Source organism: Variovorax sp. 10N412 (assembly GCF_056394985.1).
This window is the reverse complement of record NZ_JBFTIO010000003.1, coordinates 399,239-423,981: the sequence shown is the minus strand read 5'-3', so window position 1 is coordinate 423,981 and position 24,743 is coordinate 399,239. Positions and strand designations below refer to the sequence as shown.

Annotated in this window: 25 protein-coding genes; 16 read left to right on the top strand and 9 right to left on the bottom strand. The window is 68.3% G+C overall.

Annotated elements, in window-relative coordinates; all coding sequences use genetic code 11:
- Positions 1-132: 132 nt before the first annotated feature.
- The 4 genes from rsmG to AC1DJH_RS11275 all read right to left on the bottom strand — a co-directional run bounded on the left by rsmG (position 133) and on the right by AC1DJH_RS11275 (position 4,006).
- Complete coding sequence (rsmG, locus tag AC1DJH_RS11290; protein WP_478185739.1) at positions 133-774, bottom strand: 16S rRNA (guanine(527)-N(7))-methyltransferase RsmG; 642 nt, start codon at positions 772-774, stop codon at positions 133-135.
- Positions 771-2,744 carry a tRNA uridine-5-carboxymethylaminomethyl(34) synthesis enzyme MnmG gene (mnmG, locus tag AC1DJH_RS11285; protein ID WP_478185738.1) on the bottom strand — a complete coding sequence of 658 codons (1,974 nt, stop codon included), beginning with the start codon at positions 2,742-2,744 and terminating at the stop codon, positions 771-773. The genes rsmG and mnmG overlap by 4 nt, the downstream gene beginning before the upstream one ends.
- Before the next feature lie 174 nt (positions 2,745-2,918).
- On the bottom strand, positions 2,919-3,806 hold the full coding sequence (locus tag AC1DJH_RS11280; protein ID WP_478185737.1) for a transglutaminase-like domain-containing protein: 888 nt from the start codon (positions 3,804-3,806) through the stop codon (positions 2,919-2,921).
- Between the two features lie 14 nt (positions 3,807-3,820).
- The gene (locus tag AC1DJH_RS11275; RefSeq protein WP_354353021.1) at positions 3,821-4,006 is read right to left on the bottom strand and encodes a DUF1328 family protein; all 186 of its coding nucleotides are present in this window, start codon (positions 4,004-4,006) and stop codon (positions 3,821-3,823) included.
- 180 nt (positions 4,007-4,186) lie between these two features.
- On the opposite strand from AC1DJH_RS11275, the gene gstA reads away from it, so the two are divergent.
- From gstA to gloA2, 7 genes are all read left to right on the top strand, one after another.
- Positions 4,187-4,795, top strand: coding sequence for a glutathione transferase GstA (gene gstA, locus AC1DJH_RS11270; RefSeq protein WP_435439851.1), 609 nt, complete (start codon positions 4,187-4,189; stop codon positions 4,793-4,795).
- Positions 4,796-4,951: 156 nt separating this feature from the next.
- A complete protein-coding gene (locus AC1DJH_RS11265; protein WP_478185736.1) occupies positions 4,952-5,695 on the top strand; it encodes an enoyl-CoA hydratase/isomerase family protein in 744 nt (247 codons plus the stop codon).
- Entirely contained in the window at positions 5,692-7,548 is a 1,857-nt protein-coding gene (locus AC1DJH_RS11260) for an acyclic terpene utilization AtuA family protein (protein WP_478185735.1), read from the top strand. The genes AC1DJH_RS11265 and AC1DJH_RS11260 overlap by 4 nt, the downstream gene beginning before the upstream one ends.
- 87 nt (positions 7,549-7,635) lie before the next feature.
- Entirely contained in the window at positions 7,636-8,739 is a 1,104-nt protein-coding gene (locus tag AC1DJH_RS11255) for an alkene reductase (protein ID WP_435486593.1), read from the top strand.
- A gap of 69 nt (positions 8,740-8,808) precedes the next feature.
- Positions 8,809-9,291 (top strand): RidA family protein, encoded by a 483-nt coding sequence (locus AC1DJH_RS11250; protein WP_478185734.1) that lies wholly within the window; start codon positions 8,809-8,811, stop codon positions 9,289-9,291.
- A complete protein-coding gene (locus AC1DJH_RS11245; protein ID WP_478185733.1) occupies positions 9,288-9,773 on the top strand; it encodes a GNAT family N-acetyltransferase in 486 nt (161 codons plus the stop codon). Before AC1DJH_RS11250 ends, AC1DJH_RS11245 begins: the two co-directional genes overlap by 4 nt.
- On the top strand, positions 9,770-10,531 hold the full coding sequence (gene gloA2, locus AC1DJH_RS11240; RefSeq protein WP_478185732.1) for an SMU1112c/YaeR family gloxylase I-like metalloprotein: 762 nt from the start codon (positions 9,770-9,772) through the stop codon (positions 10,529-10,531). The genes AC1DJH_RS11245 and gloA2 overlap by 4 nt, the downstream gene beginning before the upstream one ends.
- Positions 10,532-10,667: 136 nt before the next feature.
- Here gloA2 and AC1DJH_RS11235 read toward each other — a convergent pair whose 3' ends face one another.
- Together AC1DJH_RS11235 and AC1DJH_RS11230 are read right to left on the bottom strand one after the other, a co-directional pair.
- Positions 10,668-12,071 carry a sensor histidine kinase gene (locus tag AC1DJH_RS11235; protein WP_472113286.1) on the bottom strand — a complete coding sequence of 468 codons (1,404 nt, stop codon included), beginning with the start codon at positions 12,069-12,071 and terminating at the stop codon, positions 10,668-10,670.
- Between the two features lie 31 nt (positions 12,072-12,102).
- Entirely contained in the window at positions 12,103-12,792 is a 690-nt protein-coding gene (locus AC1DJH_RS11230; RefSeq protein WP_435439843.1) for a response regulator transcription factor, read from the bottom strand.
- 139 nt (positions 12,793-12,931) lie between these two features.
- Between AC1DJH_RS11230 and AC1DJH_RS11225 the strand changes: the two genes are divergently transcribed.
- From AC1DJH_RS11225 to AC1DJH_RS11205, 5 genes are read left to right on the top strand one after another with little or no spacing between them, the layout of a single operon-like run.
- Positions 12,932-13,792 (top strand): alpha/beta hydrolase, encoded by an 861-nt coding sequence (locus AC1DJH_RS11225; protein WP_472113284.1) that lies wholly within the window; start codon positions 12,932-12,934, stop codon positions 13,790-13,792.
- A gap of 35 nt (positions 13,793-13,827) precedes the next feature.
- Entirely contained in the window at positions 13,828-14,112 is a 285-nt protein-coding gene (locus AC1DJH_RS11220) for a phosphopantetheine-binding protein (RefSeq protein ID WP_478185731.1), read from the top strand.
- Positions 14,109-15,392 carry a beta-ketoacyl-[acyl-carrier-protein] synthase family protein gene (locus AC1DJH_RS11215; RefSeq protein ID WP_478185730.1) on the top strand — a complete coding sequence of 428 codons (1,284 nt, stop codon included), beginning with the start codon at positions 14,109-14,111 and terminating at the stop codon, positions 15,390-15,392. The genes AC1DJH_RS11220 and AC1DJH_RS11215 overlap by 4 nt, the downstream gene beginning before the upstream one ends.
- Positions 15,393-15,427: 35 nt before the next feature.
- Complete coding sequence (locus tag AC1DJH_RS11210) at positions 15,428-16,555, top strand: sterol desaturase family protein (protein ID WP_478185729.1); 1,128 nt, start codon at positions 15,428-15,430, stop codon at positions 16,553-16,555.
- 44 nt (positions 16,556-16,599) lie between these two features.
- Positions 16,600-17,082, top strand: a complete 483-nt coding sequence (locus AC1DJH_RS11205; RefSeq protein ID WP_478185728.1) for an N-acetyltransferase family protein — start codon at positions 16,600-16,602, stop codon at positions 17,080-17,082.
- 23 nt (positions 17,083-17,105) lie between these two features.
- Here AC1DJH_RS11205 and AC1DJH_RS11200 read toward each other — a convergent pair whose 3' ends face one another.
- Positions 17,106-19,355, bottom strand: coding sequence for a heavy metal translocating P-type ATPase (locus AC1DJH_RS11200; RefSeq protein ID WP_478185727.1), 2,250 nt, complete (start codon positions 19,353-19,355; stop codon positions 17,106-17,108).
- Positions 19,356-19,497: 142 nt separating this feature from the next.
- Between AC1DJH_RS11200 and AC1DJH_RS11195 the strand changes: the two genes are divergently transcribed.
- Both AC1DJH_RS11195 and cueR read left to right on the top strand, forming a co-directional pair.
- Positions 19,498-19,692: a heavy-metal-associated domain-containing protein gene (locus tag AC1DJH_RS11195; RefSeq protein WP_435486605.1), complete on the top strand. Its 195-nt coding sequence runs from the start codon at positions 19,498-19,500 to the stop codon at positions 19,690-19,692.
- Positions 19,689-20,087: a Cu(I)-responsive transcriptional regulator gene (gene cueR, locus AC1DJH_RS11190; protein ID WP_472113273.1), complete on the top strand. Its 399-nt coding sequence runs from the start codon at positions 19,689-19,691 to the stop codon at positions 20,085-20,087. The genes AC1DJH_RS11195 and cueR overlap by 4 nt, the downstream gene beginning before the upstream one ends.
- Before the next feature lie 105 nt (positions 20,088-20,192).
- On the opposite strand, the gene AC1DJH_RS11185 is transcribed toward cueR, so the two are convergent.
- Positions 20,193-21,152, bottom strand: coding sequence for a YcjF family protein (locus AC1DJH_RS11185; RefSeq protein WP_478185726.1), 960 nt, complete (start codon positions 21,150-21,152; stop codon positions 20,193-20,195).
- Between the two features lie 567 nt (positions 21,153-21,719).
- Here AC1DJH_RS11185 and creB point away from each other — a divergent pair.
- Positions 21,720-22,511 carry a two-component system response regulator CreB gene (gene creB / locus AC1DJH_RS11180; RefSeq protein ID WP_478185840.1) on the top strand — a complete coding sequence of 264 codons (792 nt, stop codon included), beginning with the start codon at positions 21,720-21,722 and terminating at the stop codon, positions 22,509-22,511.
- Between the two features lie 76 nt (positions 22,512-22,587).
- Positions 22,588-24,039, top strand: coding sequence for a two-component system sensor histidine kinase CreC (gene creC / locus AC1DJH_RS11175; RefSeq protein WP_478185725.1), 1,452 nt, complete (start codon positions 22,588-22,590; stop codon positions 24,037-24,039).
- Positions 24,040-24,044: 5 nt separating this feature from the next.
- Here creC and AC1DJH_RS11170 read toward each other — a convergent pair whose 3' ends face one another.
- Entirely contained in the window at positions 24,045-24,650 is a 606-nt protein-coding gene (locus tag AC1DJH_RS11170; RefSeq protein ID WP_472113266.1) for a hypothetical protein, read from the bottom strand.
- Positions 24,651-24,743 lie beyond the last annotated feature (93 nt).

Sequence of the window (24,743 nt, the reverse complement as noted above, 5' to 3'; positions counted from 1 at the left end):
GAGAGAAACGCGAGGGAGGCAACGAGTCTAAGCGAGCACGATGCCGGGAGGGCGGTCGAGGCACCGGGTTTTGCCGGTGCCTCTGCTTCTTTTACGGAATCGAACGTGATTCCCGCCAACCTTGGTCGGCTTTCAGACGGCTTCTTTGCGTGCCCAGACGATGCAGCGCTCGGCATCGAGGCCTGGAACCGTCAGTTGTTCCACGTGAAACACTGCGACGCCCTTGGGCAAGACAGCGAGTTCGTCGCTGGGCACCTTGCCCTTCATGGCCAGCCACAGACCGCCCGGGGCGAGCAGGTTCATCGAGCCGTTGAAGAAGTCCGGCAATGAGGCGAAGGCCCGCGAGCTGATCACCTGGTAGCTGCCGACGAGCGACTCGACCCGCGCGTGAAGTCCGCGCAAATTGGGCAGTTCCAGCTCGGCCGACACCTGCTGCACGAAGGCAGCTTTCTTGGCCACGGCGTCGAGGCAACTCACATGCAGGTCGGGCCGCATGATGGCGATCACCACGCCGGGCAGGCCGCCGCCGGAGCCCACGTCGAGCAGCTTGCCCTCCCCTGGCCACTCGCGCTGCAAGGGCGCTACCGCTGCCAGGCTGTCGAGCAGATGGTGCGTCAGCACGCTGGCGGGGTCGCGCAACGCTGTCAGGTTGTAGACCTTGTTCCACTTGAGCATCAGCGTGCCGTAGGCCAGCAGTTGCTCGCCCTGCCCGTCAGACAAGGCAACGCCCATGGCGGCTGCACCCGCGCGCAGCGTATCGATGGGCGCCGTCATTCCGCGGACTGCGGCGCGGCGGCTGCTTCCGTGGCGGTTTCGGTCAGCTCGGCCCCACGGGCGAAGGCCTTGTGGCCGCCCTTGCGCAGGTGAATCATCAACAGCGAGATGGCAGCCGGCGTCACGCCGGAGATGCGCGAGGCCAAGCCCAGCGTTTCCGGACGGTGCTTGTCCAGCTTCTGGCGGACCTCGAAGCTCAGCGCCTTGACCTGTCCGTAGTCGAAATCGGCCGGCAGCTTCAGGCTTTCGAAGTGCGACGCACGCTCCACCTCGTCGTGCTGACGCTCGATGTAGCCCGAGTACTTGGCCGAAATCTCGATCTGCTCGACCTCGGTGCCGTTGAGTGCCGCCGGGGCGGCGTACTTGCCGCCGTCCAGGGACATGAGCGTTTCGTAGTTCACGTCGGGCCGGCGCAGCAGGTCGGCCAGGTTGTATTCGTGGTCGATGGCCTTGCCCAGCACCCGCTCCGACTCGGCAGCCGGCAGGTTGCGCGGGTTCACCCATATCGACTTGAGCCGCTCTGTTTCACGTGAAACAACGTCGCGCTTTCGGCTGAAAGCGTCCCAGCGCGCGTCGTCCACCAAGCCCAGCTTGCGCCCTGCTTCGGTCAGCCGCATGTCGGCGTTGTCCTCGCGCAGTTGCAGGCGGAACTCGGCGCGGCTGGTGAACATGCGGTAGGGCTCGGTCACGCCCTTGGTGATCAGGTCGTCGACCAGCACACCCAGGTAGGCCTCGTCGCGGCGCGGCAGCCAGGCGTCTTCATCGCGGCATTGCAGCGCGGCATTGATGCCGGCGAACAGGCCCTGGGCCGCCGCCTCTTCGTAGCCGGTGGTGCCGTTGATCTGCCCGGCAAAGAACAAGCCCTTCACCGAGCGGGTTTCGAAGCTGCTCTTGAGTTCGCGCGGATCGAAGTAGTCGTACTCGATGGCGTAGCCCGGGCGCAGGATGTGGGCGTTCTCCAGGCCCGCCATGGAGCGAACCAGCTGCAGCTGGATGTCGAACGGCAGGCTGGTCGAGATCCCGTTCGGGTAGTACTCATTGGTCGTCAGGCCTTCGGGCTCCAGGAAGATCTGGTGGCTTTCCTTGTCGGCGAAGCGGTTGATCTTGTCTTCCACGCTCGGGCAATAACGCGGGCCGACACCGTCGATCTTCCCGGTGAACATCGGACTGCGGTCGAAGCCGGAGCGAATGATGTCGTGCGTGCGCGCGTTGGTGTGCGTGACCCAGCACGCCATCTGCCGCGGATGCATGTCCGCACGGCCCATGAAGCTGAACACCGGCATCGGCCCTGCCCCGCCCGGCATGCCGTCGCCCGGCTGCTCGGCCAGTTTGGAAAAGTCGATGCTGCGCCCGTCCAGGCGCGGCGGTGTGCCGGTCTTCAAGCGGCCTTGGGGCAGCTTCAGTTCCTTCAGCCGCGCCGACAGGCTGATGGCCGGCGGATCGCCCGCGCGGCCGGCCTGGTAGTTGTCCAGGCCCACATGAATGCGGCCGTCGAGGAAGGTGCCCGCGGTCAGAACCACGGTGCGCGCACGAAAGGCAATGCCCACCTGCGTGATGGCGCCGACCACGCGGTCGCCTTCCACCATCAGGTCGTCGACGGCTTGCTGGAACAGGCTCAGGTTCGGCTGGTTTTCCAGGCGGTGGCGAATGGCCGCCTTGTACAGCACGCGGTCCGCCTGCGCACGGGTGGCGCGCACCGCGGGGCCCTTGCTCGAATTGAGAATGCGGAACTGGATGCCGGCCTCGTCGGTGGCAATGGCCATCGCGCCGCCCAGCGCATCGACCTCCTTCACCAGGTGGCCCTTGCCGATGCCGCCGATCGACGGGTTGCAGCTCATCTGGCCCAGCGTCTCGATGTTGTGGGAGAGCAGCAGCGTCTTGGCGCCCATGCGCGCGGCGGCGAGCGCGGCTTCGGTGCCGGCATGGCCACCGCCGACGACGATCACGTCGAATTCTTCGGGGTACAGCATTTGAATGGGGGCGCACAACTGACGCGTGCGCGGCGCAAAAGGGGGCGCCAATTTTAATCGCCGGTGCCCGCCTGCGCCCATTGTGTGGACAAGCTAGAGGGCCCTGCCAAATTGGCCCTCCACGCGCATGCCCATTGACTAGTTTGCTATATATTTAATAGCAAACAACCCGCGTCAGCCGGTCACTTCAGCCACTTGCACCACAGGCACGGGCTTCTCGATGCCCACCAGCGCGCCGGTGGGCGGCGGTGCCTTCGAGGGTTGCAGGCTCTCGTCCTGCAATTCGCGAATCGACAGGCGCTTGTCCGTCATGCGCACGTTGCCAAAGATCGTGCAGAAGGCCACGTCCTTGGCGTCGCGCCCGGTGCCCACGCGCACGAGGCGGTCGACCGGCGCCATGCGCGTCGGATCGAACAGCACCCACTGCCCGCCGATCCACGCTTCGAACACCGCATGAAAGTCCTGCGGCGGTTCGTCGAACCACACATAGCCCACCACCAGCCGCGCCGGAATGTTCAGCGCGCGGCAGAAGGTGATGCCCAGGTGCGCAAAGTCGCGGCACACGCCCGCGCGTTCCACGAACACCTCGCTGGCGGTGGTGGTCGAGACGCTGCTGCCCGGCTCGTAGGCAATGCTGTCGTGGATCCAGTCGACGATGGCCTGCACCCGGCCGATGCCCGGCGGCAGGTCGCCGAAGAGCTGCTGCGCGCAACGCGACATCAGGTCCGACTCGCAGTAGCGCGTCGGCATCATGTAGTGCAGCACCGCGTCGGGCACCTGGCTGACCGACACCTCGCGCAGGTCGGGCGGCACCAGCACATGGGCGCGCTGCACGCTGGCCTTGTAGCTGATCTTCAGCGGCCCGGGGTTGGCATCGAAGCGAATGAAGCGGTTGCCGTTCGCCTCGTCGCAGAACACCTGCATCTCGGTAGGCGGCTCGATGGTCAGCTGCTCGTTGACCACGGCCTGCACGCCGCACCTGGCTGCCTCGATGTTGAGCAGCATGTGGGCGGGCGCGGCCACCTCGTAGTCGAGTTGCGCGTCGATGTGGGAGAGATGCATGGGTTCCCCGCAGCTCAGTCGAGCGCTTTCTTCACCGCGCCCACGCCCAGCGCGGCCAGCACGACGAACAGCACGGCCAGCACCAGGAACAGGCCGAACAGCAGCTTGGCGATGCCGGCGGCACCGGCGGCCACGCCACCGAAGCCCAACACACCCGCCAGCAACGAGATGACCGCAAAAATGATCGCGTACTTCAACATTTGAAACTCCTTCAGCGGGGCCCTGCCCACCGTGCGACGCAGCTTAGAAAAAGCCCGCCTCGCGCCCGATAGTCGCCCTCCTCAAGGCGCCGTAGGACAAAAACGCGACGCAGCCAAACCCGCTAGCATCCTGCGCGGTCTCCCACAACAATCACCTCGTCATCCTTTGGAGTTATTCGAATGAAGCTGTATTACTCGCCGGGCGCATGCTCGCTCTCGCCCCACATTGCGCTGCATGAAGCAGGCATCGCCGTCGAGGCCGTGCTGGCCAGCACCAAGAGCCACAAGCTGCAAGACGGCACCGACTACTACGGCATCAACCCGCTGGGCTACGTGCCGATGCTCGAGCTCGACGACGGCACCCGCCTGCGCGAAGGCCCGGCCATCCTGCAATACATCGCCGACCTGGCGCCCACCAAGAACCTGGCACCGGCCAACGGCACCCTGCAGCGCTACCGCCTGCAGGAGTGGCTGACCTTCATCGGCACCGAGGTGCACAAGGGCTTCAGCCCGCTGTTCAACCCCAACATGCCCGAAGAAGCCAAGACCATCTTCAAGGACAAGCTCGCCTCGCGCTTCAAGTGGCTCGACAGCGAACTGGCCAACAAGCAATACCTGATGGGCGACACCTTCAGCGTGGCCGACGGCTACCTGTTCACCGTGACCAACTGGACCAAGCCGACGGGCGTGGACATCTCCGGCTTCCCCAACCTGCAGGCGTGGCATGCACGCGTGGGCGCACGCCCCGCGGTGCAGGAAGCCTTGAAGGCCGAAGGCCTGCTGAAGTAAGCCTGGCAACGACGCGGCCGGATTCCCCTCAGGGAAAACCCGGCCCGCTTCAGCCACAAGCCGCATGAAGCGGCTTTTTTTTCGGGCGACGCTAGGCACATGCCCCATTCGCCCTCATCGCACCCGTCCCCCTCCTGCACCGAACTGCGCCAAGAGATGCGCGGGCCCGTCATGTGGCTCACCATCGAACGCGAAGAGCGCCGCAACGCCGTCAACGCCGCCGTCATCGCCGGCCTGGGCGATGCCCTCGCACGCGCCAACGCCGACACCGCCGTGCGCGCCGTGGTGATCACCGGCGCCGGCACGCGCGCCTTCTGTTCGGGCGCCGACCTGCAGAGCGGCACCTCCTTCAAGTTCGACTACGCCGCGCCCTACCAGGGCATGGCCAACCTCTTTCGCCAGGCGCGGCAATCGACCGTGCCGCTTATCGCGCGCGTCAACGGCGCCTGCATGGCGGGCGGCATGGGCCTCATGGCGATGTGCGACATGGCGGTGGCCGCCCGCCACGCCGTGTTCGGCCTGCCCGAGGTCAAGGTCGGCGTCTTTCCCGCGCAGGTGCTCAGCGTGCTGGGCGGCCTGCTGCCGCGCCGCGTGCTGGCCGAGATGTGCATCACCGGCGAGCCCATCACCGCGGCGCAGGCGTTGGAACTCCACCTGGTCAACCGCGTGAGCGACGACGTCGACGAGGCCGTCGACGGGCTGCTCGCGCGCCTGCTCGACAAGTCGCCCGCCGCCATCCGCCGCGGGCTGTACACCATGAAGAAGATCGAGGCGATGGCCTTCGAGGAATCGATGGCCTTCACCGAAAGCCAGATCGGCCTCTTCGCATTGACCGAGGACGCCGCCGAAGGACAGCTCGCCTTCCGCGAGAAACGCAAGCCGCAATGGAGTGGGCGATGAACAGCAGCAGCAGCAGCAAAGGGCACGACGCCGACCGCGTCGTGCGCATCGGCGGCGCCTCGGGCTTCTGGGGCGACAGCAGCGTGGGCGCGCCGCAGCTCGTGGGCAGCGGGCAGATCGACTACCTGGTGTTCGACTACCTGGCCGAACTCACCATGTCGATCCTGGCGGGCGCGCGGCTGAAGAAGCCCGAGCTGGGCTATGCCACCGACTTCGTGACCGTGGCCATGAAGGCCGTGCTGAAGGACGTGGTCACACAAGGCATTCGCGTGGTGAGCAACGCGGGCGGCGTCAATCCGCAGGGCTGCGCAGACGCGCTCGCGGCCCTTGCTGCGGAGCAAGGCATCGAATTGAAGATCGCCGTGGTGAGCGGCGACGACGTGTCCGCACTGCTGCCGCAGCTGCGCCAGTCGCAGCCGCCGGTGCGCGAACTGCAGAGCGGTGCGGCATTGCCGGAACGCGTGCTCACGGCCAACGCGTACCTGGGCGCGCGCCCGATCCAGGCCGCGCTCGACGCCGGTGCGCAGGTGGTCATCACCGGCCGCTGCGTCGACTCGGCCGTGACGCTGGGCGTGCTCATGCACGAATTCAAGTGGCAGCCGGGCGACTTCGACCTGCTCGCCGCCGGCAGCCTCGCGGGCCACATCATCGAGTGCGGCTGCCAGGCCACCGGCGGCCTGCACACCGACTGGGACACCGTGCCCGACTGGCCCAACATCGGCTACCCGATCGTCGAGTGCGGCGCCGACGGCAGCTTCGTCGTCACCAAGCCCGCGGGCACCGGCGGCAAGCTCACGCCCGCCGTGGTGGGCGAGCAGATGCTCTACGAAATCGGCGACCCCGCGGCCTACCTGCTGCCCGACGTGACGGCCGACTTCACGCAGGTGCACATCGCGCAGGCCGGCGAGCACCGCGTGCGCGTGCACGGCGCGCGCGGCCGCGCACCGACCGCGAGCTACAAGGTGAGCGCCACCTACGTCGACGGCTTCAAGACCGCGGCGCAGCTCACCCTCGTGGGCTTCGACGCGGCGGCCAAGGCCAGGCGCACGGGCGAGGCGATCCTGGCGCGCACGCAGGCGCTGTTCGCGCAGCACGGCTTCGGCCCCTACAGCGACACGCAGCTCGAGGTGCTGGGGGCCGAGTCCTGCTACGGCCCGCATGCGAATGCGCAGGCCCTGCAGACGCGCGAAGCGGTGCTGCGGCTCGCCGTGACGCATCCGCGCAAGGAGGCGCTGGCGCTGTTCGCGCGCGAGGTGGCGCCGGCCGGCACCTCGTGGGCGCCGGGCACCACGGGCGCGGGCGGCGGGCGGGCCTCGGTGTCGCCGTCGATCCGGCAGTACGCCTTCCTGCTCGACAAGTCGCAGGTGCAGGCCGGCGTGCACGTCGGCGGCGAACCCATCGCGCTGCCGCGCCTCGACGCACCGGTAGCGACCGATGCCGCCGCACCGGCCGCGCAGCCCGACAAGGCCCGGGAGACCGCACCCGCACCCCAGGCATCGGACACCGTCGAAGTGCCCCTGGTGCGACTCGCCTGGGCCCGCAGCGGGGACAAGGGCGACACCTCGAACATCGGCGTCATCGCGCGCCACCCCGCCCTGCTGCCGCTGCTGCGCGAGCAGCTCACCGAAGCGCGCGTGGCCGGCTGGCTGGCCCACCTCGTCAAGGGCCGCGTCACGCGCTTCGAGGTGCCGGGCATCGGTGCCTTCAACTTCGTCTGCGAGCAGGCGCTGGGCGGCGGCGGCATGGCGTCGCTGCGCAACGACCCGCTGGGCAAGGGCATGGGGCAGATCCTGCTGGCCGTGCCGGTGCGGGTGAGCCCCGCGCTGTTGTCCTTGCTGTCGCCCTTGTCCTAGCACCAAACAGGACAACCGTACGACAGCAGGGTTGAGGCCGCGCGCTTAGCCTTGCGCCTGTTTCAACTCTGCCCACCCGCAACTCCGATGTCCACCCTCTTCGACCCCGTCCAGGCCGGCGACCTGCAGCTCGCCAACCGCATCGTGATGGCGCCGCTGACGCGCAACCGCTCGCCCAATGCGATTCCGCCCGACATCGCCACCACCTACTACGCCCAGCGCGCCAGCGCCGGCCTGCTCATCACCGAAGCCACCGCCATCAGCCACCAGGGCCAGGGCTACTCGGACGTGCCCGGCCTCTACGGCAGCGAACAGCTCGACGCCTGGAAGCGCGTGACCGACGCCGTGCATGCCGAAGGCGGCAAGATCGTCGTGCAGCTGTGGCACGTGGGCCGCGTCTCGCACACCGAACTGCAGCCCGACGGCGGCAAGCCGGTGGCGCCCTCGGCCATCACCGCCAAGACCAAGACCGTGCTCATCAAGAACGGCGTGCCGGGCTTCGTCGACACCTCCGAGCCGCGCGCGCTCGACGCCGGTGAAATCCCGGGCATCGTGCACGCCTTCGCGGTGGCCGCTCGCAGCGCGGTGGAAACCGCCGGCTTCGACGGCGTGGAACTGCACGGCGCCAACGGCTACCTGCTCGACCAGTTCCTGAAGGACGGCAGCAACAAGCGCACCGACGACTACGGCGGCTCCATCGAGAACCGCGCACGCCTGCTGCTCGAAGCCACGCGCGCCGTGGTCGACGCGGTCGGCGGCGGCAAGACCGGCATCCGCCTGTCGCCCGTCACGCCCGCCAACGACGCGCACGACAGCAACCCGCAGCCGCTGTTCACCTACGTGGTGAAGCAGCTCGCGCAGCTCAACCTGGCCTACATCCACATCATCGAAGGCGCCACCGGCGGCCCGCGCGAAATTGCCGACCGTCCCTTCGACTACGAAGCGCTGAAGGCCGCCTACCGCGAAGCCGGCGGCAAGGGCGCATGGATGGTGAACAACGGCTACGACCGCCCGCTGGCCGAGGAAGCCGTGAAGGAAGGCGACGACCTCGTGGCCTTCGGCAAGCCCTTCATCTCCAACCCCGACCTGGTGCGCCGCCTGCGCGAGAACGCACCGCTCAACGAGATCGACAAGGCCACCATGTACGGCGGCGGCGCCAAGGGCTACACGGACTATCCGGCGCTGGCCTGACCCTGCTGCCGCAGGGGGCCATGGCAAGATGCGGCGGACCCATTCGTCCGCCGACAGGAGACAACCGCCATGGCCCGCATTGCACAACGACTGGCCGCTTCAGGCCTCGTGCTGCCCCCTCCCGTGACGCCGCCGCCCGGCGTCGTGCTGCCCTTCCAGTTCGTGCGCGTCATCGGCAGGCGCGCGCTCGTCTCGGGCCACGGTCCGCTCAATGCCGACGGCATCATCGCCGAACCGCTGGGCAAGCTGGGGCGTGAAGTCACCGTCGAACAGGGCTACGTGGCCGCACGCCTCACCGCGCTCGCCATGCTCGGCAGCCTGCAGCGTGCGCTCGGCGACCTCGACCGTATCACCGCGTGGACGCGCGTGTTCGGCATGGTCGCGTGCGCACCCGGCTTCGACAGGCAGCCGGCCGTGATCAACGGTTTCTCCGACCTCATCCTCGAAGTCTTCGGCCCCGACATCGGCGCGCATGCGCGCAGTGCCGTGGGCATGGCGGAGCTGCCGTTCAACATTCCGGTGGAGATCGAGGGCGAGGTGGAGTTCGAGTGACGCACCCCACGATCCCCTCGCCCGCCACCTTGCCCTGGACGTTGCGGCGTGCCACCGCGGCCGACACGGCCGCCGTTGCCGCCTGCGCCGCCGACGCCTTCCGCGTCTACATTCCGCGCCTGGGCGTCGAGCCCAGGCCGATGACGCGCGACTACGCCCAGGCCATCGCCCATGCGCAGGTGTGGGTCGCCACGCTGCGGCAGGAGACCGTCGCCGCGCTGCTGCTCGACGTGACCGGCGAGGGCTTCCTGATCGACGTGATCGCGGTGCTGCCGGCGCACCAGGGCACGGGCCTCGGGCGTGCCTTGCTCGAGCTCGCCGAGCGCGAGGCCGTGCGGCAAGGCCATGCGTCGATCTACCTCTACACCAACGAGAAGATGACCGAGAACCGCGCGCTCTACCAGCGCATCGGCTATGTCGAATACAAGCGCGAAACGCTCGACGGCCGCACCCGCGTCTACCTGCGAAAGCCCTTGCAGTGAGCACCGCGATGCAGCTGGCCCGCATCCACCACGTGGCCATCATCTGCGCCGACTACGCGGTGTCGAAACGCTTCTACACCGAGGTGCTCGGCCTGCGCGTGATCGCCGAGAACCACCGCGCCGCGCGCGATTCGTACAAGCTCGACCTGGCCCTGCCCGACGGCTCGCAGATCGAACTCTTCTCTTTTCCCGGTGCGCCCGCGCGGCCCACGCGGCCTGAAGCGCAAGGGCTGCGTCACCTGTCCTTCGAGGTGCTCGACGTGCAGGCCGCGGCCGACGAACTCGCGGCGCAAGGCATTGCGGTGGAGCCGCTGCGCATCGACGAATTCACTGGGCGGCGTTTCACGTTCTTCGCCGATCCCGACGGTCTTCCGCTGGAGCTCTACGAGGCCGCGCCGGCCGAGGAACTCGATGCCCTGCTGCTGAAACTCGAAGGCGCATTGCACCTGCGCGAGGTGCGCGCGAGTGCGGAGCAACTCATGGAACTGCTCGACGACGACTTCCATGAACTCGGCGTGTCGGGCACCGTGTGGACACGCGCGTCCATCGTCGATGCACTGCGCGACGAGGCGTTTTCGAGGCGCACGATGTCGGACTTTCGCGTGCTGCGCATGGCGGGCGACGTGGCGCTGGTCACGTACCGCGTGCACCGCGAAGCCATCGCTGAAAGGCCTGCGGCGGACTCGCTGCGCAGCTCGCTGTGGAAGCGCAGGCAGGGCCGGTGGCGGATGGTGTTTCACCAGGGCACGGCGCTGTAGCGCGCTGTCTTTCTCCCTCCCCTCCCGGGGGAGGGCCGGGGTGGGGGCACGACGGCCTCCACGCCCACGCGGCGCTTCATCGAAGGCCTGCCCCCATCCCCGCCTTCCCCCGGAAGGGGAAGGAGCAAGACACGCGCTACGCCACCTCGCCGAACGCCACGCTCACGCGCAGGCCCGTCGGCTCCGCCGCTTCCAGCCGCAGCTCCGCCCCCAGCAGCTCCGCATAGCGCGACACGATCGACAGCCCCAGCCCGGAGCCCTGCCCCAGCTTCTGCCCCTCCGGCCCCTGCGCCCAGCGCTGCATCAGGTCGCGCTGTGCCTCCAGCGGAATGCCGGGTCCGTCGTCGATCACGCTCAGCGTGCGGCCCGAGAGTTCGACCGTGATGGTGCGTCCGCCATAGCGCAGCGCGTTGTCGATCAGGTTGTCGAGGATGCCTTCGACCAGCGCGTCGTTGGCCATCACGACCACGCCGTCGTCCAGGCCGCGCGCGCCCAGGTCGACGCCGCGCGCATCGGCCTTCGCCAGGTGCCGCAGCACCGTCTGCTCGGCCAGCACATCGAGCCGCACCGGCACGCGCTCCAGCCCCGCGCGCGCCTCTTCGGCCAGCGCCAGCGCCAACAGCTGGTCGATCAGATGGCTCGCGCGCGACTGCCGCTCCGACACGCGCTCCAGCTGCTCGCGCCACACGGCCGTGTCCTGCTGCGCCAGGCCGTACTCGGCCAGCGCACGAATGCCCGCCAGCGGCGTGCGCAGCTCGTGCGCCACGTTGCCCACGAACTCGCGCTGCGCCTGCACGCTCTGGTCGAGCCGCTCGAACAGCGCGTTCACCGCATTGCCCAGGCGCTGCAGCTCGCGCGAGGTTTCCGCCACGGCCACGGGCGACAGGTCGTGCACGTCGCGCCGGTCGAGCGCGCGCTGCAGTTCGCCCAGCGGGCGCAGGTCGCTGCGAATGCCGTACCAGAGCCAGATGGCGAGCAGCATCAGCAGCAGGATCTGCGGCGCCAGCGCATAGCCCAGCAGCTGGCGCACCAGCGCGGTCCGGCTCAGCGTGGTCTGCGCAATGATCACGCGGTAGGGCATGCTCAGGTCGGGCTCGGCGTCGTGCTCGAGCACCACCGCGCGCAGCACGCTGCCCTGGTAGTCGATGTCCGAGAAGCGGTAGCGCGCCCCATCGACCGGCAGCGGCGCCTGCAGGCCCGACTGGCCCGAGATCAGCGTGCCGTCCAGTCGCTGCACCGCGAAGTACACCTTGTCGACCTGGTCGAACAGCACGGTGGCCACTTCGCGCGGCGTGAGCAGCAGCTCGATGCCGCGCTCGCCCGCCTGCACGTTGGCCGACAGCGCATACGCGTCGTCGAGCATGCCGCGGTCGAAGGCCTGCTCGGAAAAGTAGTTGGCGATGACCAGCGCGATGACCGCGCCGACCATCCAGGTGAGCGCCAGCGGCACCAGCACGTTGCGCAGCACGCGCCGCGTGAGCGACGGTGCCTGTCTCGCTTTCTTCGGCTCCTGCAGCCGTTCTTTCGCGAACGCGGTCACTGGATCGATCGCCGGGTCGGCAAGGCGCGGATCACACCTCGGCTTCGAGCAGGTAGCCGATGCCGCGCAGCGTGCGGATGCCCGCGCCGGTGCCCTGCAGCTTCTTGCGCAGGCGCGAGATGAAGGCCTCCAGCGCGTTGTCGCCCAGCGATTCGTCGAAGCTGGACAGCTTGTCGGACAACGCGCGCTTGCTCACCGTGCGCCCCGGCGGGCTCATGAGCTCCCACAGCACCTCGAACTCGCGCGCCGGCAGGTCGAGCGGGCCGCCCGCGGTGGAGAAGCGCCGCGCCTTGCGGTCGAGCTTGAGCTGTCCCAGCAGCACGATGTCCTCGGTGCCCTTGGCGCGGCGCACCAGCGCGCGCAAGCGGGCCTCGACCTCGGCCAGGTCGAAGGGCTTGCCGAGGTAGTCGTCGGCGCCGGCGTCGAGGCCCGCGATGCGCTCCTCGGTGCGCCCGCGCGCCGTGAGCACCAGCACCGGCGTGCGGTCGCCGCGCGCACGCGCCTGGCGCAGCGCGGTGAGGCCGCTCGCGAGGCCGCTGGTGGGGCTGGCGGTGGCGGGCAGGTTGAGGTCGAGCAGCACGGCATCGAAAGGCTGCACGCGCCACAGGTGGTCGGCGTCTTCGACGTTGGTCGACACGTCGACCCGATGGCCTGCGTCCGCAAGGCTGCGGACCATCACGTCGCGCAGAACGGCGTCGTCTTCGACAAGCAGAATTCGCATGGTGTTTTGAGTGGTGAGGGGGTAATCTGCCCTGCGAATGATGGGTCAGCGGCCCGTCAGTCGCTCCAAGCGATAAACGCTGCATGAGCATACGACAGCCACACGAAACACGGGCCACTTTCATGGCCTGTGCCGCGCGATGAGTGCACGCGAACCCTCCGATCAGCTGAGCATCGTTCCCCCCGAGGTGCAAGGCACGGCGGTGGTCCTGCTGCACGGTCTATGCAGCACGCCTGACGAGTTGCTGACCGTGCAGTCCGCGCTGCGCAGCCGCGGCTACCCGGTGCACCCGATGTCGATCGAGGGCTACTCGTTCGACGCCGGCGCGCCGATGCAGCGCGCGGCGCCGTACGAGCGCTGGATCGACGCGATCCACGCGAAGGTGAAGGCGCTTCGCGTGCAGCACGACCGCGTGCTGCTGGTGGGCATCTCGGCCGGCTCGTCGCTCGCGCTCGGCGCGGCCATCCGCTGCGGCAGCGACGTCGATGCGCTGGTGCTCATGTCGACCACGCTGCGCTTCGACGGCTGGGCCATTCCGCGCACGCAGTTCCTGCTGCCGCTGGCCTTCTACACGCCGCTCGGGCGGCTGTGGCAATACCGCGAGCGCCCGCCCTACGGCGTGAAGAACGAGCGCGTGCGCGCCTGGATCGAGCGCGAGCTGCGCCACCGCAAGGTCTCGCGCGCGGGCAGCTCGGTGATCGGCGTGGGCCACCTGCGCGAGCACGACCGGCTCATCCGCCACGTGCGGCGCAACCTCCACAACGTGCAATGCGGCAACGTGCTCGCACTGCATGCCCAGCAGGACGAGGTGGCCAGCGTGGCCAATCTCGACATCCTCGCGCGCGGCCTGCGCTGCCGCGCATTCCGCACGGTGGTGGTCGCGAACAGCTACCACATGATCACGATCGACAACGACCGGCAACAGGTCATGCGCGAAACCGTGTCGTTCGCCGATGCGGTAGCGCATGGCACGATGCCCGAGCATCCGCTGTACGCCTGAACCCTTCCGACCCCGCCTGAAAGGAAAGCATTCCCATGTCTTCTTCCCCCACTTTCAACAGCATCGCCACGATCCTGGAGGCCGACTTCCGCGTCGAGCGCTCGGCCATCTCGCCGGCCACCGCGCTGTCGGACCTCGGCCTGGACTCGCTCGCGCTGATGGAGTTCGTGTTCGCCGTGGAAGACGCCTTCCACCTGCGCATTCCCGAAGACCGCCTCGACCCGCGCGAAGCCGGCATCACGCTGCAGCGCCTGTGCGAAGTGATCGACGCGGAAAGCGCCGGTGCCGTGGCAGGCCAACCCGCAGAAGCTACCGCATGAGCAGCGGTGCCGCCCACGCCGTACTTGCCGCCTCGGCCGCGCGCGCTGCATCGGCGCCCGTGCGCGTGAGCGGCATCGGTTTCGTCACGCCCATCGGGCGCACCGTGGAGGCCTTCGACGAGGCCCTGTTCGCGGGCCGTTCGGCCGTGCGTTCGCACACGCTGGCCATCAAGGGCATGGACACCGTGCAGCTGGCCGTGGCCGCCTGCGAGTTCGACTCGAACGGTGTGCGCAGCACCTCCCGCCTGCCGCTGGACCGCGGCACCGCCATGGCGCTGGCCGCCGCGCAGGACGCGGCCTGCGAAGCGAAGCTCGACCTCGATGCGCTCGACCGCGACCGCCTGGGTGTCTTCTGGGGCAGCGGCCTCGCAGGCGCCGGCACCTTCGACAACACCACCAGCGCGCTCTACGGCGAACAGCGCCGCATGCGCCCGACCACCGTGCTCACCGTGATGCCCAACGCCGCGGTGGCGGAGCTGGCGTTGCACTTCGGCGCGCGCGGCTCGGCCATTGCGTACGCCTGCGCCTGCGCCTCCTCGGCCGTGGCCATCGGCGAGGCGATGCGCGCCATTCGCGGCGGCTGGATCGACGTGGCCATCGTCGGCGGCCACGACGCCATGCTCACGCCGGGCGTGATGGCCAGCTGGAACGCCATGCGCGTGATGGCACCGCCGCCGGCCGACGCGCCCTCGACCGCCTGCCGCCCGTTCTCGGGCGACCGCGCGGGCTTTGCCATCGGCGAAGGCGCCGCAGCCCTGGTGCTCGAATCGGAAGCGCATGCGGCCGCACGTGGCGCGCAGGCCGCGCCCTTCGTGCTTGCGGGCTACGCCACCAACTGCGACGGCACCCACATCACCAACCCCGACAGCGCGGGCCAGGTGCGCGCCATGCGCGCCGCACTGCGCGACGCGGGCATCGAGGCGGCCGACGTGGGCCACATCAACGCGCACGGCACCGCCACCTCGGCCGGCGACGCCGCGGAGGCCGCGTCGATCCGCGAGGTGTTCGGCAAGGGCACGCCGGTCAGCGCGACCAAGTCGATCCACGGCCACGTGCTCGGCGGCGGCGGCGCCATCGAGCTGATCGCGGCGCTGCGCGCGCTGGCACGCGAGACGCTGCCGCCCATCGCCAACCTCCAGGCACCGGACGCCGCGTTCGACCTCGACTTCGTCCAGGGCGAGGCGCGCGAGGCCAAGGGCATCCGCTACGCGCTGTCCAACTCCTTCGCCTTCGGCGGCACCAACGCGGTCATCGTCGCCGGCCGTGCCGTGCAAGACTGAAGATTCGCTGAACGCTTGCTGAAAAAAAGAACACGGTGCATCGGCTGGTCGTTTTCGTGGTGCCCGTGTTCGCGCTGCTCATGGCGTGCGAACTTGCCTGGGGCTGGCTCAGGCAGCGCAACACCTACCGCTTCGCCGACACGCTCGGCAGCCTGAGCCAGGGGCTGTTCAGCCAGGCGCTCGCGGTGTGCACGCAGCTGTTCCAGATCGGGCTGTACGCCATGGTCTATCCGCTGGTCGCCGTGTGGACGCGGCCCGGCTTCTGGGACAGCGCCCTCGGCTGGGTGCTGGCCGTGCTGCTGTTCGACTTCTTCGACTACTGGCTGCACCGCGCGGGCCACGAGTCGGCCGTTTTCTGGGCCGCGCACTCGGTGCACCACCAGAGCCAGCACTTCAACTTTTCCACCGCGCTGCGCCAGGAAAGCACCGTGGCCTTCCTCGGCTGGGCCTTCTACCTGCCGATGGCGGTGGTGGGTGTGCCGCCCGAGCAGTTCGGGCTGGCCGGGCTGATCGTGCTGGTCTACCAGTTCTGGATCCACACCGAGCACATCGGCAAGCTCGGCTGGTTCGACCGCGTGTTCTCCTCGCCCTCGAACCACCGCGTGCACCATGCGGTGAACGACGGCTATGTGGACCGCAACTACGGCGGCATGCTGGTGGTGTGGGACCGCATGTTCGGCACCTTCACCGAAGAAAAGGAGCCCTGCGTGTACGGCACGCGCAAGGCACTGGCCAGCTTCGACCCGATGCGCGCGATCCTCGGGCCCTATGTGCCGCTGCTGCGCGACGCATGGCACACGAAGCGATGGCAGGACAAGGTCGCGGTGTGGTTCAAGCCGCCGGGGTGGCGGCCGGCCGATGTGGCGGCGCGCTTTCCCGAGCCGCCGTTCTCGCTGGACGAAGCCCGGCGCATCCACGCGCCTGCCCTCACGCGAGCGCAGTCGGCATCGGCTTCGATTCACTTCGCCTGCTGGGTCGGGGTGACGCTGGCCTTTCTGTGGCGCGCCGACGACCTCGCGTTCCACACCGGGCTGGCCCTGCTCGCCTTGTCGGTCGGTGGCTTCTGGACCATCGGCGCAGTGCTCGACGCGCGGCTGCGGCTGCGGTGGGCGTGGTGCGCGCAACTGCTGCTGCTGGCGTCGTCCGCGCTGCTGCTCGCCTGAGCCCCGCTATGCTCGGCGGCTTCACCGCTTCGAAGCTTCCCCTCATGCGCAGGCTGGCCACCCCTGAAGACCTCGACGCCGTCTTCGCCCTCTACATGCACGAGAAGGTCGTGCCCTTCCTGGGCTACGACCCGATGCCGCTCGACGACTTCCGCCCGGTCTACCAGGCATTGGTCGACAGCGGCTGCTTCTTCATCTACGAGCGCGAAGGAAAGATGGCCGGCTTCTACCGTGCCACGCGCTACCCGGGCCGTGTGCAGCACGTGGCCTGCCTGGGCACGCTGGCGGTCGCCCCCGAATTCCACGGCCAGGGCATCGCGCTGGCGATGGTGAGCGAAGCCATCGACACCTTGAAGGCAGCCGGCGTCAAGCGCATCGAGCTCTTCGCCGAAAGCGACAACGCGCCCGCGCTGCGCTTCTACGAAAAGTTGGGCTTCGAGCGCGAAGGCACGCTGCGCAAGTTCTACAAGCGCGCGGGCGATGCGGACTGCATCGACGAGTACGTGTTGGCGCTGCTGATCGACTGAATGAAACGCCGGGGGCAACAGCGTCAGGGCTTCCAGCGCCGCAGCAGCAGCGCATTGGCCATGACGCTCACGCTCGACAGCGCCATCGCCGCGCCGGCGACCACCGGGCTCAGCAGGCCGAAGGCCGCGAGCGGAATGCCGGCCACGTTGTAGGCAAAGGCCCAGAACAGGTTCTGCCGGATCTTCGCCACCGTGCGTGCCGACAGCTCGAAGGCCTGGTCCACCAGCGCGAGGTCGCCACGCATCAGCGTGATGCCGGCGGCTTCCATCGCCACGTCGGTGCCGCCGCCCGAAGGTGCCATTGCCATGCCCACGTCGGCCGCGGCCAGCGCGGGCGCGTCGTTGGCGCCGTCGCCCACCATCGCGACGACGTGCCCGTTCTTTCGCAGCGCGCCGACCTGCGCCGCCTTGTCGGCCGGCAGCACGTCGGCGCGCACGTCGCCCGCATCGATGCCCAGCCGCGCCGCCATGGCCTGCGCCGCGCGCAGGTTGTCGCCGGAAATCATGACCACGCGCAGGCCGCGCGCACGCAGCGTGCGAACCGCCTCGGCGGCCTGCGGCTTGGGCTCGTCGGCGAAGGCGAGCAAGGCCTGCGCATGCGCGGTGCCTGCTTCGTCGAAACGAAGCAATGCGGACACGGTGGCGCCTTGCGACTGCAGGCCGTCGATGTCGGCGGCCTCGGGCATCGCGTCGAGCTCGCGGCACCAGCGCAGGCTGGCGATCGCCCAGTTGACGCCGTCGACGTCGCCGCGCACACCGCGACCCGGCCACGCCTGCATCGCGCCCAGCGCTGGCGCCTGCAGCTCGCGCTGCGCCGCGGCGGCCAGCACCGCCTTGGCCAAGGGGTGTTCGCTGCCGCCCTGCAGGCTCGCAGCCGTGGCCAGCAATTCGTCTTCGCTGGCCTGCACACCTGGCAGCACCACCAGCGCGGTGAGCACCGGCCGGCCGACGGTCAGCGTGCCGGTCTTGTCGAACGCGACAGTGTCGACGCGGTGGGCAATCTCCAGCGCGCGTGCGTCCTTGATGAGGATGCCGTGGCGCGCCGCCACGCCCGTGCCCGCCATCACCGCGACCGGCGTGGCCAGGCCCAAGGCGCACGGGCAGGCGATGACGAGCACCGCCACCGCATGGATGAGCGCGGTCTCGATGCCGGCGCCCGCCACCAGCCAGCCGGCGAGCGTGACCAGCGCAATCACCAGCACCACCGGCACGAACACGGCCGCGACCTTGTCCACCAGCCGCTGGATCGGCGCCTTCGCCGCCTGCGCGTCCTCGACCAGGCGGATGATGCGCGCCAGCACGCTCTCGGCACCGACCGCGCGCACCTCCACGACCATGCGGCCGTCGCCGTTCACCGAACCGCCGGTCAACGCATCGCCCGGGCCCTTGGCCACGGGCAGCGGCTCGCCGGTGAGCATCGATTCATCGACTTCGGACTGGCCTTCGACCACCCGGGCATCCGCCGGCACGCGCTCGCCGGGCCGCACCGCGAGGCGGTCGCCCACCATCACCTCGGCCAGGGGCACGTCGCTTTCCTTGCCGCGCAGGCCCACCAGGTGCGCCACCTCGGGCCGCAACTGCTGCAGCGCGCGGATGGCCGAGGTGGCCTGGCGCTTGGCGCGAGCCTCGAGCCACTTGCCAAGCAGCACCAGCGTGATCACCACGGCCGAGGCCTCGAAGTACAGGTGCGGCATCGCGCCGTGGCCTGCGTGCGCACCAGTGGCTGAACGCCACCACAGCCACAGCGACAGCCCGAACGCGGCGCTGGTGCCGAGCGCGACCAGCAGGTCCATGTTGCCGGTGCGCGCCCTGGCCGCATGCCAGCCGGCACGGTAGAAACGCGCGCCCAGCCAGAACTGCACCGGCGTGGCGAGCAGCAGTTGCACCCAGGGCGGCAGCATCCAGTCCTGTCCGAAGGGTTCGCCGAGCATGGGCGCAAGCAAGGGGATCGACAACGCAATGCCGGCCGCGACAGGCGCGAAGCCGTGCCACGGCGACAGCGCCGCGGCTTCGTCGGCGGCGGTGCTCGCCGCGCGCGGCTCGTAGCCTGCGGCGCGCACGGCGCGGCGCAGGCGAACGTCCATGTCGTCGCTGCCGCCGCTGCCGGGTGTGGTCACGACGCGGGCAGACTCCGTCGCCAGGTTCACGCTCACGTCCTGCACACCGGGCACGTTCTTCAGGGCGCGCTCGACGCGCATGACGCACGAGGCACAGGTCATGCCGCCGACCGAGAGGTCGAGGGTGGCGGCGGGGGATGGCTGCAGGTTTTCCATGAGTTCAAGGCTAAGGCTTCACACGATGGCAAGGTCAAGCGGAGAATTTCAGTGCCCCTTCGCTGGACATTGACATCGTGAGAGGGTTCAGACTGCAGCTTCTTCCCGGTCAACCATTCATCACTTCGAAGGAGTCAGAACAATGAGCCAGAAATTCCAGGTCACGGGCATGAGTTGCGGTCACTGCGTGAGCGCGGTGCAGAACGCGGTGCAGACGGTGGACCCCGAAGCGCAGGTCACGGTCGATCTGCAGACGGGTCACGTCGACGTGCTGAGCGAACAGCCGCGCCAGGATCTCGTGGTCGCGATCGAGAACGCGGGCTACGCCGTCCAATGACGGGCACGGTCGCCATCGGCGAAGCGGCGCAGCGCTCCGGCGTGTCGGCCCGCATGGTCCGGCATTACGAAGGGCTGGGCCTGCTGCCGGCGGTGGCACGCACCGAGAGCGGCTACCGCCAGTACGGCGAGGCCGACATCCACACGCTGCGCTTCATCAAGCGCTCGCGCGACCTGGGTTTCTCGATGGAAGAAATCGCGGAACTGGTCGGCCTGTGGCACAACCGCCGCCGCGCCAGCGCCAGCGTGAAGCGCATCGCCCAGAAACACCTGGGCGAACTGGAGCAGCGCATTGCGGACATGCAGGCGATGCGCAACACGCTGTCCCACCTGGTGCACTGCTGCCACGGCGACGCCAGGCCGGATTGCCCGATCCTGGACGACCTCGCGAACTAGGCACTCCGCCTGGCTGCGCGCACTTCGGGTCGCTTCTACTTCCCCCTCGCCGGGGTCTGCACCCGGTGGCCCGGCAAAGCCAGTTCCATCGTGTCTCCGGAAGGGTCAGGCGCCACGCACCAGAGACAGCACCTTGCCCGCGTCCAGCGTGCGGGCCTTCTCCTGGATCGCCGGCAGATATTGGGTCTGCAGGCTCTGCCCTTCCTTGACCACGCCCGAGAACGCTTCCTTCAGCATCTGCGTGGAAAGCGTACGGCCGCCCGCGTAGTACCGCTTGGCCACATGGCCCAGCGCATAGGTCGAGGCAAAGCTCATCCCCGAACTCACGGCCTGGTTGCCCAGCCCGCGCAGCAGGCGGCCGCCGACCTTGCCGAGCAAACCGCCGAGCAGCTTGCGCCCGGCCTGCTCCAGGTACTGCGAGGTCAGGCCCACGCCGACCGTGGCCAGGAAGTCCTTGATGTGGCCGCTGTCGAGCTGGTAGCCGTGGGCCTGCCCGATGCGGTAGACCAGCTTCATCTGCAGCGGAATGATCGCCATGGTAGACAGCGTCTCGGGCAGCAGCTCGAGCGCGCCGTTGAGGATCGCGGCATTGAGGATCGATTTGTCGAGCTCGGCGGCGTCGGGTGCAGGCGCGCCGGGCAGGTTCGGCGACGGCGACGCAGCAACCGCCGTGCCGGCCGCCGCAGCGGGCACCGCCGCCGCAATATCTTCCGCCTGCTGCGAAAAGCCGACCGCTGACGCGTCCAGGCCCAGCGACGTGCGCACGTCCGCCAGGAACATGCGCTCGGCCTGCGACTGCGTGCCGTCCGCGTCGCACACGCACACCGCCATTTCATAGGCCAGCTGCCTGGATTCGCTGCTCTTCAGCTCCGCGGCCACCGACGCCAGCGACACGCGCTTCATCAGCACGTCCTGGTAGAGCGTCGGCAGGTTCACGCCGTCGGCCTGCGACAGGCCCTCGGCGATCCGCTTGATCTCGGCGCGCTCGCGCTCGTGCTTCTCGCCATCGACAAAGGCAGCCAGCAGGCTCAGGGTCACGATCGACTTTGTTTCTGAAGGTGTCATTTTCGACATTTGGTAATAGGAAGGACCTTGTTGGGTTGCCGAAGGGGCGGGAAGGTTCCGCGCCCTGTTCTCCCCACAAACCTTGAGCAACTCTGTGGATAACCCTGGAACTTCCGTGTAGGGGTGTGGCAAGTTGTTGATTTACAAAGGAAATCTACACATTGCCTTAATTTTGAGCAATGAATTTCTCTGCTCGAAAACCGTCTTTGGCAGATTTTCCGGAGGGCGTCAAAGGACAACTCTGGGGACAGTTTTTGCACAAGCCATGGCTTATCCACAGGGCAAAGCGGTTACCCAATGTTGTTCATTTGGCGGGTACACCTCGGAAGCGCAGCTGCGCACAGTGACGCAGGCATGACAACTCGTTGTCACATAACGGAAAAAGAGGCATGTCCACAGAAGAGTGCGACCCTTATCTACTACTACTAATTTGAATAAGAAGAATAAGAAGATAGGGAACAGGGAAAGCTGCGCGCAAAAAAAAGGCCGCGAACGGCCGCGCCGGTCCACGGCGCCTTGGGCGCGAAGCTGTCCTCTCGGTTCTCTCCCCTCGCTACCATCCGGGGCATGAGCTTCAAACCCCGGATCCTGATTGCCGAAGACGAATCGGGCATCGCCGACACCCTGCAATACGTCCTGAAAAGCGACGGATTCATTCCGGTCTGGTGCGCCACGGCCGAGGAAGCCATCGCCCAGTTCGCGCAGGAACCGCCGGCGCTGGCCATCCTGGACATCGGATTGCCCGACCTGAACGGCTTCGAGCTCTTCAAACGCCTCCGGGCGCTGAACCAGTCGATGGGCGGCCCGGAGGTACCGATGGTGTTCCTGACCGCCCGCAGCGACGAAATAGACCGCGTGGTGGGCCTGGAACTGGGTGCGGACGACTACATCGCCAAGCCGTTCTCGCCGCGCGAGCTGGTCGCTCGCGTGAGGACGATCCTGCGGCGCAGTGCCAGGAACGGCGCAGGAGCGTCGCCAGCAGCCGCGGCGGCAAACCATGGGGTGCCCCCTCAAATCGCGTCGCAGGCTTCTCCAGCGAGCCCGCAGGCGCCTGCAATGCCATTTCTGCTCGACAATGAGCGCATGCAGATCCGTTATTACGGCCGGCTGCTGGAACTCTCCCGCTACGAGTACGGCCTGCTGCGGCTGCTGGTGCAGCGGCCCGGGCGCGTCTTCACGCGCGACGAACTTCTGCAGCTCGTCTGGGACGACGCCAGCGACAGCTTCGACCGCACGGTCGACGCGCACATCAAGACCCTGCGCGCCAAGCTCAAGGCCGTCGCGCCGGACGTGGAGCCGATCCGCACGCTGCGCGGCACCGGCTATGCATTGAACGAAGAATTGCCCTCGAAGGCATGACATCGACCCGGGCATGCCCCCCGGCGAGGGGGTTGGAGGCCACACGAAGTGGGCAAGCCTGGGGGAGTGCCAGCCTTTGACGCGACGCACGCGCATCTTCATCGGCATCTTGCTGATCTACACGGCGGGCATCGGGCTGCTGCTTTACCGCGTCGTGTCGGACATCGATCCGCGCTACCGCGAGTCGGCCGAGGAATCGCTGGTCGAAACCTCTCAGCTCGTGGCCAGCCTGGTCGAGCAGGACGTGATTGCGGGCGCCATCAACACCGCGCGGCTCGAACCGCTGTTCCGCACGGTGTACGCGCGCGAGTTTTCGGCACAGATCTACAACCTGCACAAGAGCCGCGTCGAGCTGCGTGTGTACGTCACCGACCGCAGCGGGCGCGTGATGTTCGACTCGCTCGGCAGGCACCTGGGCGCCGACTATTCGCAGTGGAGCGACGTGAGCCGCACGCTCGCCGGCCTGTACGGCGCGCGCACCTCGCGCGACGTCGACGGCGACCCGCGCACCTCGGTCATGTACGTCGGCGCGCCGATCCGATGGAACAACGAGATCGTCGGCATGGTCAGCGTGGGCAAGCCGGTGCAGAGCTTCGGCCAGTTCGTGGAAGACGCGCGCGCCCGCACCATCTGGGTGGGCGTGGGCTCGGGGCTGGCGCTGCTGCTGCTGGCGGTGATCGTCTCGGTGTGGCTGGTGCGGCCCTTCGGGCTGATCCGCGATTACTGGACCTGGGTGCGGGCCCAGCACCGCCTGGGCAGCCTGAGCATCGGGCGCATGGCGCGCCGCGCGGTGGACGGCGTTCGCACGGGTTTCAGCGAAATGCGCGATGCGCTGACCGGGCGCAACTACGTGGCCGACTACGTGCAGACCTTCACGCACGAAGTGAAGAGCCCGCTGTCGGCCATTCGCGGCGCGGCCGAACTGCTGCAGGAACCGTCGATGCCGCATGCCGAGCGCGAACGCTTTCTCACGAACATCGAGCGCGAGACACAGCGCATCCAGGAAATCGTCGATCGCATGATGGAGCTCACGGCGCTGGAAACGCGCCGCAGGCTGGACCGCACCGAACCCGTGGCGCTCGCCGCGCTGATCGACGACATCGCCATCAGTGCGCAACCCGCGGCGGCCAAGCGCAACATCCGCCTGCTGGTGAATGTCCGCGACGACGCACGCACGGAAGGCGACCCGTTCCTGCTGCGCCGGGCCATCAGCAACCTGCTGGACAACGCCATCGATTTTTCACCGCGCGACAGCGAGGTGCTGCTCACGCTGGAAACCACCTCGAAGCTCGCACGCGTGAGCGTGCGCGACCACGGCCCGGGCATTCCCGAGTACGCGCAGGAAAAGGTCTTCCAGAAGTTCTATTCGCTCGCCCGTCCGCACAGCCAGAAGAAGAGCACGGGGCTCGGGCTGGCGTTCGTGAAGGAGATCGCGGCACTGCACCGCGGCCGCATCGAGCTGGGCAACGCGTCGCGTGGCGGCGCGGTGGCGACGCTCACATTGCCGCTGTTGTCGTCACATCACTGAGCGGTTCACTGACCCGTGAGGGCGCGGTACGCGTTGCGCGTTTCCGGGCTCACGGCTGCGAGCAACTGGTCGTAGGACGTGTGGTGCCGCGCCAGCATGCGCGCCGACGCCACGGTCTTCGACTTGCAGTACCAGTGGCAGGTGTGCTGCATCAGGAACAGCTCGGCCGACATGGTGAAAGCCTTCGACTTGGGCGTGCGGTTCGCGTCGTTGCGCGTCACGCCGGCCACGCCGCGTGCATGGATACGCAGCGCTTCGCGCAGGTCGAAGCTCGCGGCCGGAAGAAGCTGCGTGGCCAGCGGGAGCGCCACCGGAAGCTTGCTCACGCGCGCGATGGGCTCCGGCACGCGCGCCATCTCGGTGGAGAAGCTCTCGAGCTGGCTGGCGATCTTTTCCTCGGTGGCGTCCAGCAGGTGCCAGATCTGCTGGCGGCGCTCGGCGTCGTCTTCGCCCAGGCAGCGCAGGTAGCCGGAGGTCAGGCTCTCCATGAGCCGTTCGATCTGGTAGCGGCCGAGGTGGCTGCCCAGGACGGCGATGCGCTGGCGCTGCTCCCTGGACTTGAGAATGTAGAAGCCGGCGGCAATCAATGCCACCAGGGTAAGAATTTCCATGGAATCGTGAGGAAGAAAAAGAGAAGGCGGGACGCAGCACCGAGTGTAGGCACCATGACCCGCCTGCTTCCCCCCGCCTGTTCGATGGCCGGG

What these genes read in the sequence shown, in the direction of transcription:
- rsmG (WP_478185739.1), bottom strand. Translation starts at nt 774, where the DNA reads ATGACGGCGCCCATCGATACGCTGCGCGCGGGTGCAGCCGCCATGGGC.
- mnmG (WP_478185738.1), bottom strand. Translation starts at nt 2,744, where the DNA reads ATGCTGTACCCCGAAGAATTCGACGTGATCGTCGTCGGCGGTGGCCAT.
- AC1DJH_RS11280 (WP_478185737.1), bottom strand. Translation starts at nt 3,806, where the DNA reads ATGCATCTCTCCCACATCGACGCGCAACTCGACTACGAGGTGGCCGCG.
- AC1DJH_RS11275 (WP_354353021.1), bottom strand. Translation starts at nt 4,006, where the DNA reads ATGTTGAAGTACGCGATCATTTTTGCGGTCATCTCGTTGCTGGCGGGT.
- gstA (WP_435439851.1), top strand. Translation starts at nt 4,187, where the DNA reads ATGAAGCTGTATTACTCGCCGGGCGCATGCTCGCTCTCGCCCCACATT.
- AC1DJH_RS11265 (WP_478185736.1), top strand. Translation starts at nt 4,952, where the DNA reads ATGCGCGGGCCCGTCATGTGGCTCACCATCGAACGCGAAGAGCGCCGC.
- AC1DJH_RS11260 (WP_478185735.1), top strand. Translation starts at nt 5,692, where the DNA reads ATGAACAGCAGCAGCAGCAGCAAAGGGCACGACGCCGACCGCGTCGTG.
- AC1DJH_RS11255 (WP_435486593.1), top strand. Translation starts at nt 7,636, where the DNA reads ATGTCCACCCTCTTCGACCCCGTCCAGGCCGGCGACCTGCAGCTCGCC.
- AC1DJH_RS11250 (WP_478185734.1), top strand. Translation starts at nt 8,809, where the DNA reads ATGGCCCGCATTGCACAACGACTGGCCGCTTCAGGCCTCGTGCTGCCC.
- AC1DJH_RS11230 (WP_435439843.1), bottom strand. Translation starts at nt 12,792, where the DNA reads ATGCGAATTCTGCTTGTCGAAGACGACGCCGTTCTGCGCGACGTGATG.
- AC1DJH_RS11225 (WP_472113284.1), top strand. Translation starts at nt 12,932, where the DNA reads ATGAGTGCACGCGAACCCTCCGATCAGCTGAGCATCGTTCCCCCCGAG.
- AC1DJH_RS11220 (WP_478185731.1), top strand. Translation starts at nt 13,828, where the DNA reads ATGTCTTCTTCCCCCACTTTCAACAGCATCGCCACGATCCTGGAGGCC.
- AC1DJH_RS11215 (WP_478185730.1), top strand. Translation starts at nt 14,109, where the DNA reads ATGAGCAGCGGTGCCGCCCACGCCGTACTTGCCGCCTCGGCCGCGCGC.
- AC1DJH_RS11205 (WP_478185728.1), top strand. Translation starts at nt 16,600, where the DNA reads ATGCGCAGGCTGGCCACCCCTGAAGACCTCGACGCCGTCTTCGCCCTC.
- AC1DJH_RS11200 (WP_478185727.1), bottom strand. Translation starts at nt 19,355, where the DNA reads ATGGAAAACCTGCAGCCATCCCCCGCCGCCACCCTCGACCTCTCGGTC.
- AC1DJH_RS11195 (WP_435486605.1), top strand. Translation starts at nt 19,498, where the DNA reads ATGAGCCAGAAATTCCAGGTCACGGGCATGAGTTGCGGTCACTGCGTG.
- cueR (WP_472113273.1), top strand. Translation starts at nt 19,689, where the DNA reads ATGACGGGCACGGTCGCCATCGGCGAAGCGGCGCAGCGCTCCGGCGTG.
- AC1DJH_RS11185 (WP_478185726.1), bottom strand. Translation starts at nt 21,152, where the DNA reads ATGACACCTTCAGAAACAAAGTCGATCGTGACCCTGAGCCTGCTGGCT.
- creB (WP_478185840.1), top strand. Translation starts at nt 21,720, where the DNA reads ATGAGCTTCAAACCCCGGATCCTGATTGCCGAAGACGAATCGGGCATC.
- AC1DJH_RS11170 (WP_472113266.1), bottom strand. Translation starts at nt 24,650, where the DNA reads ATGGAAATTCTTACCCTGGTGGCATTGATTGCCGCCGGCTTCTACATT.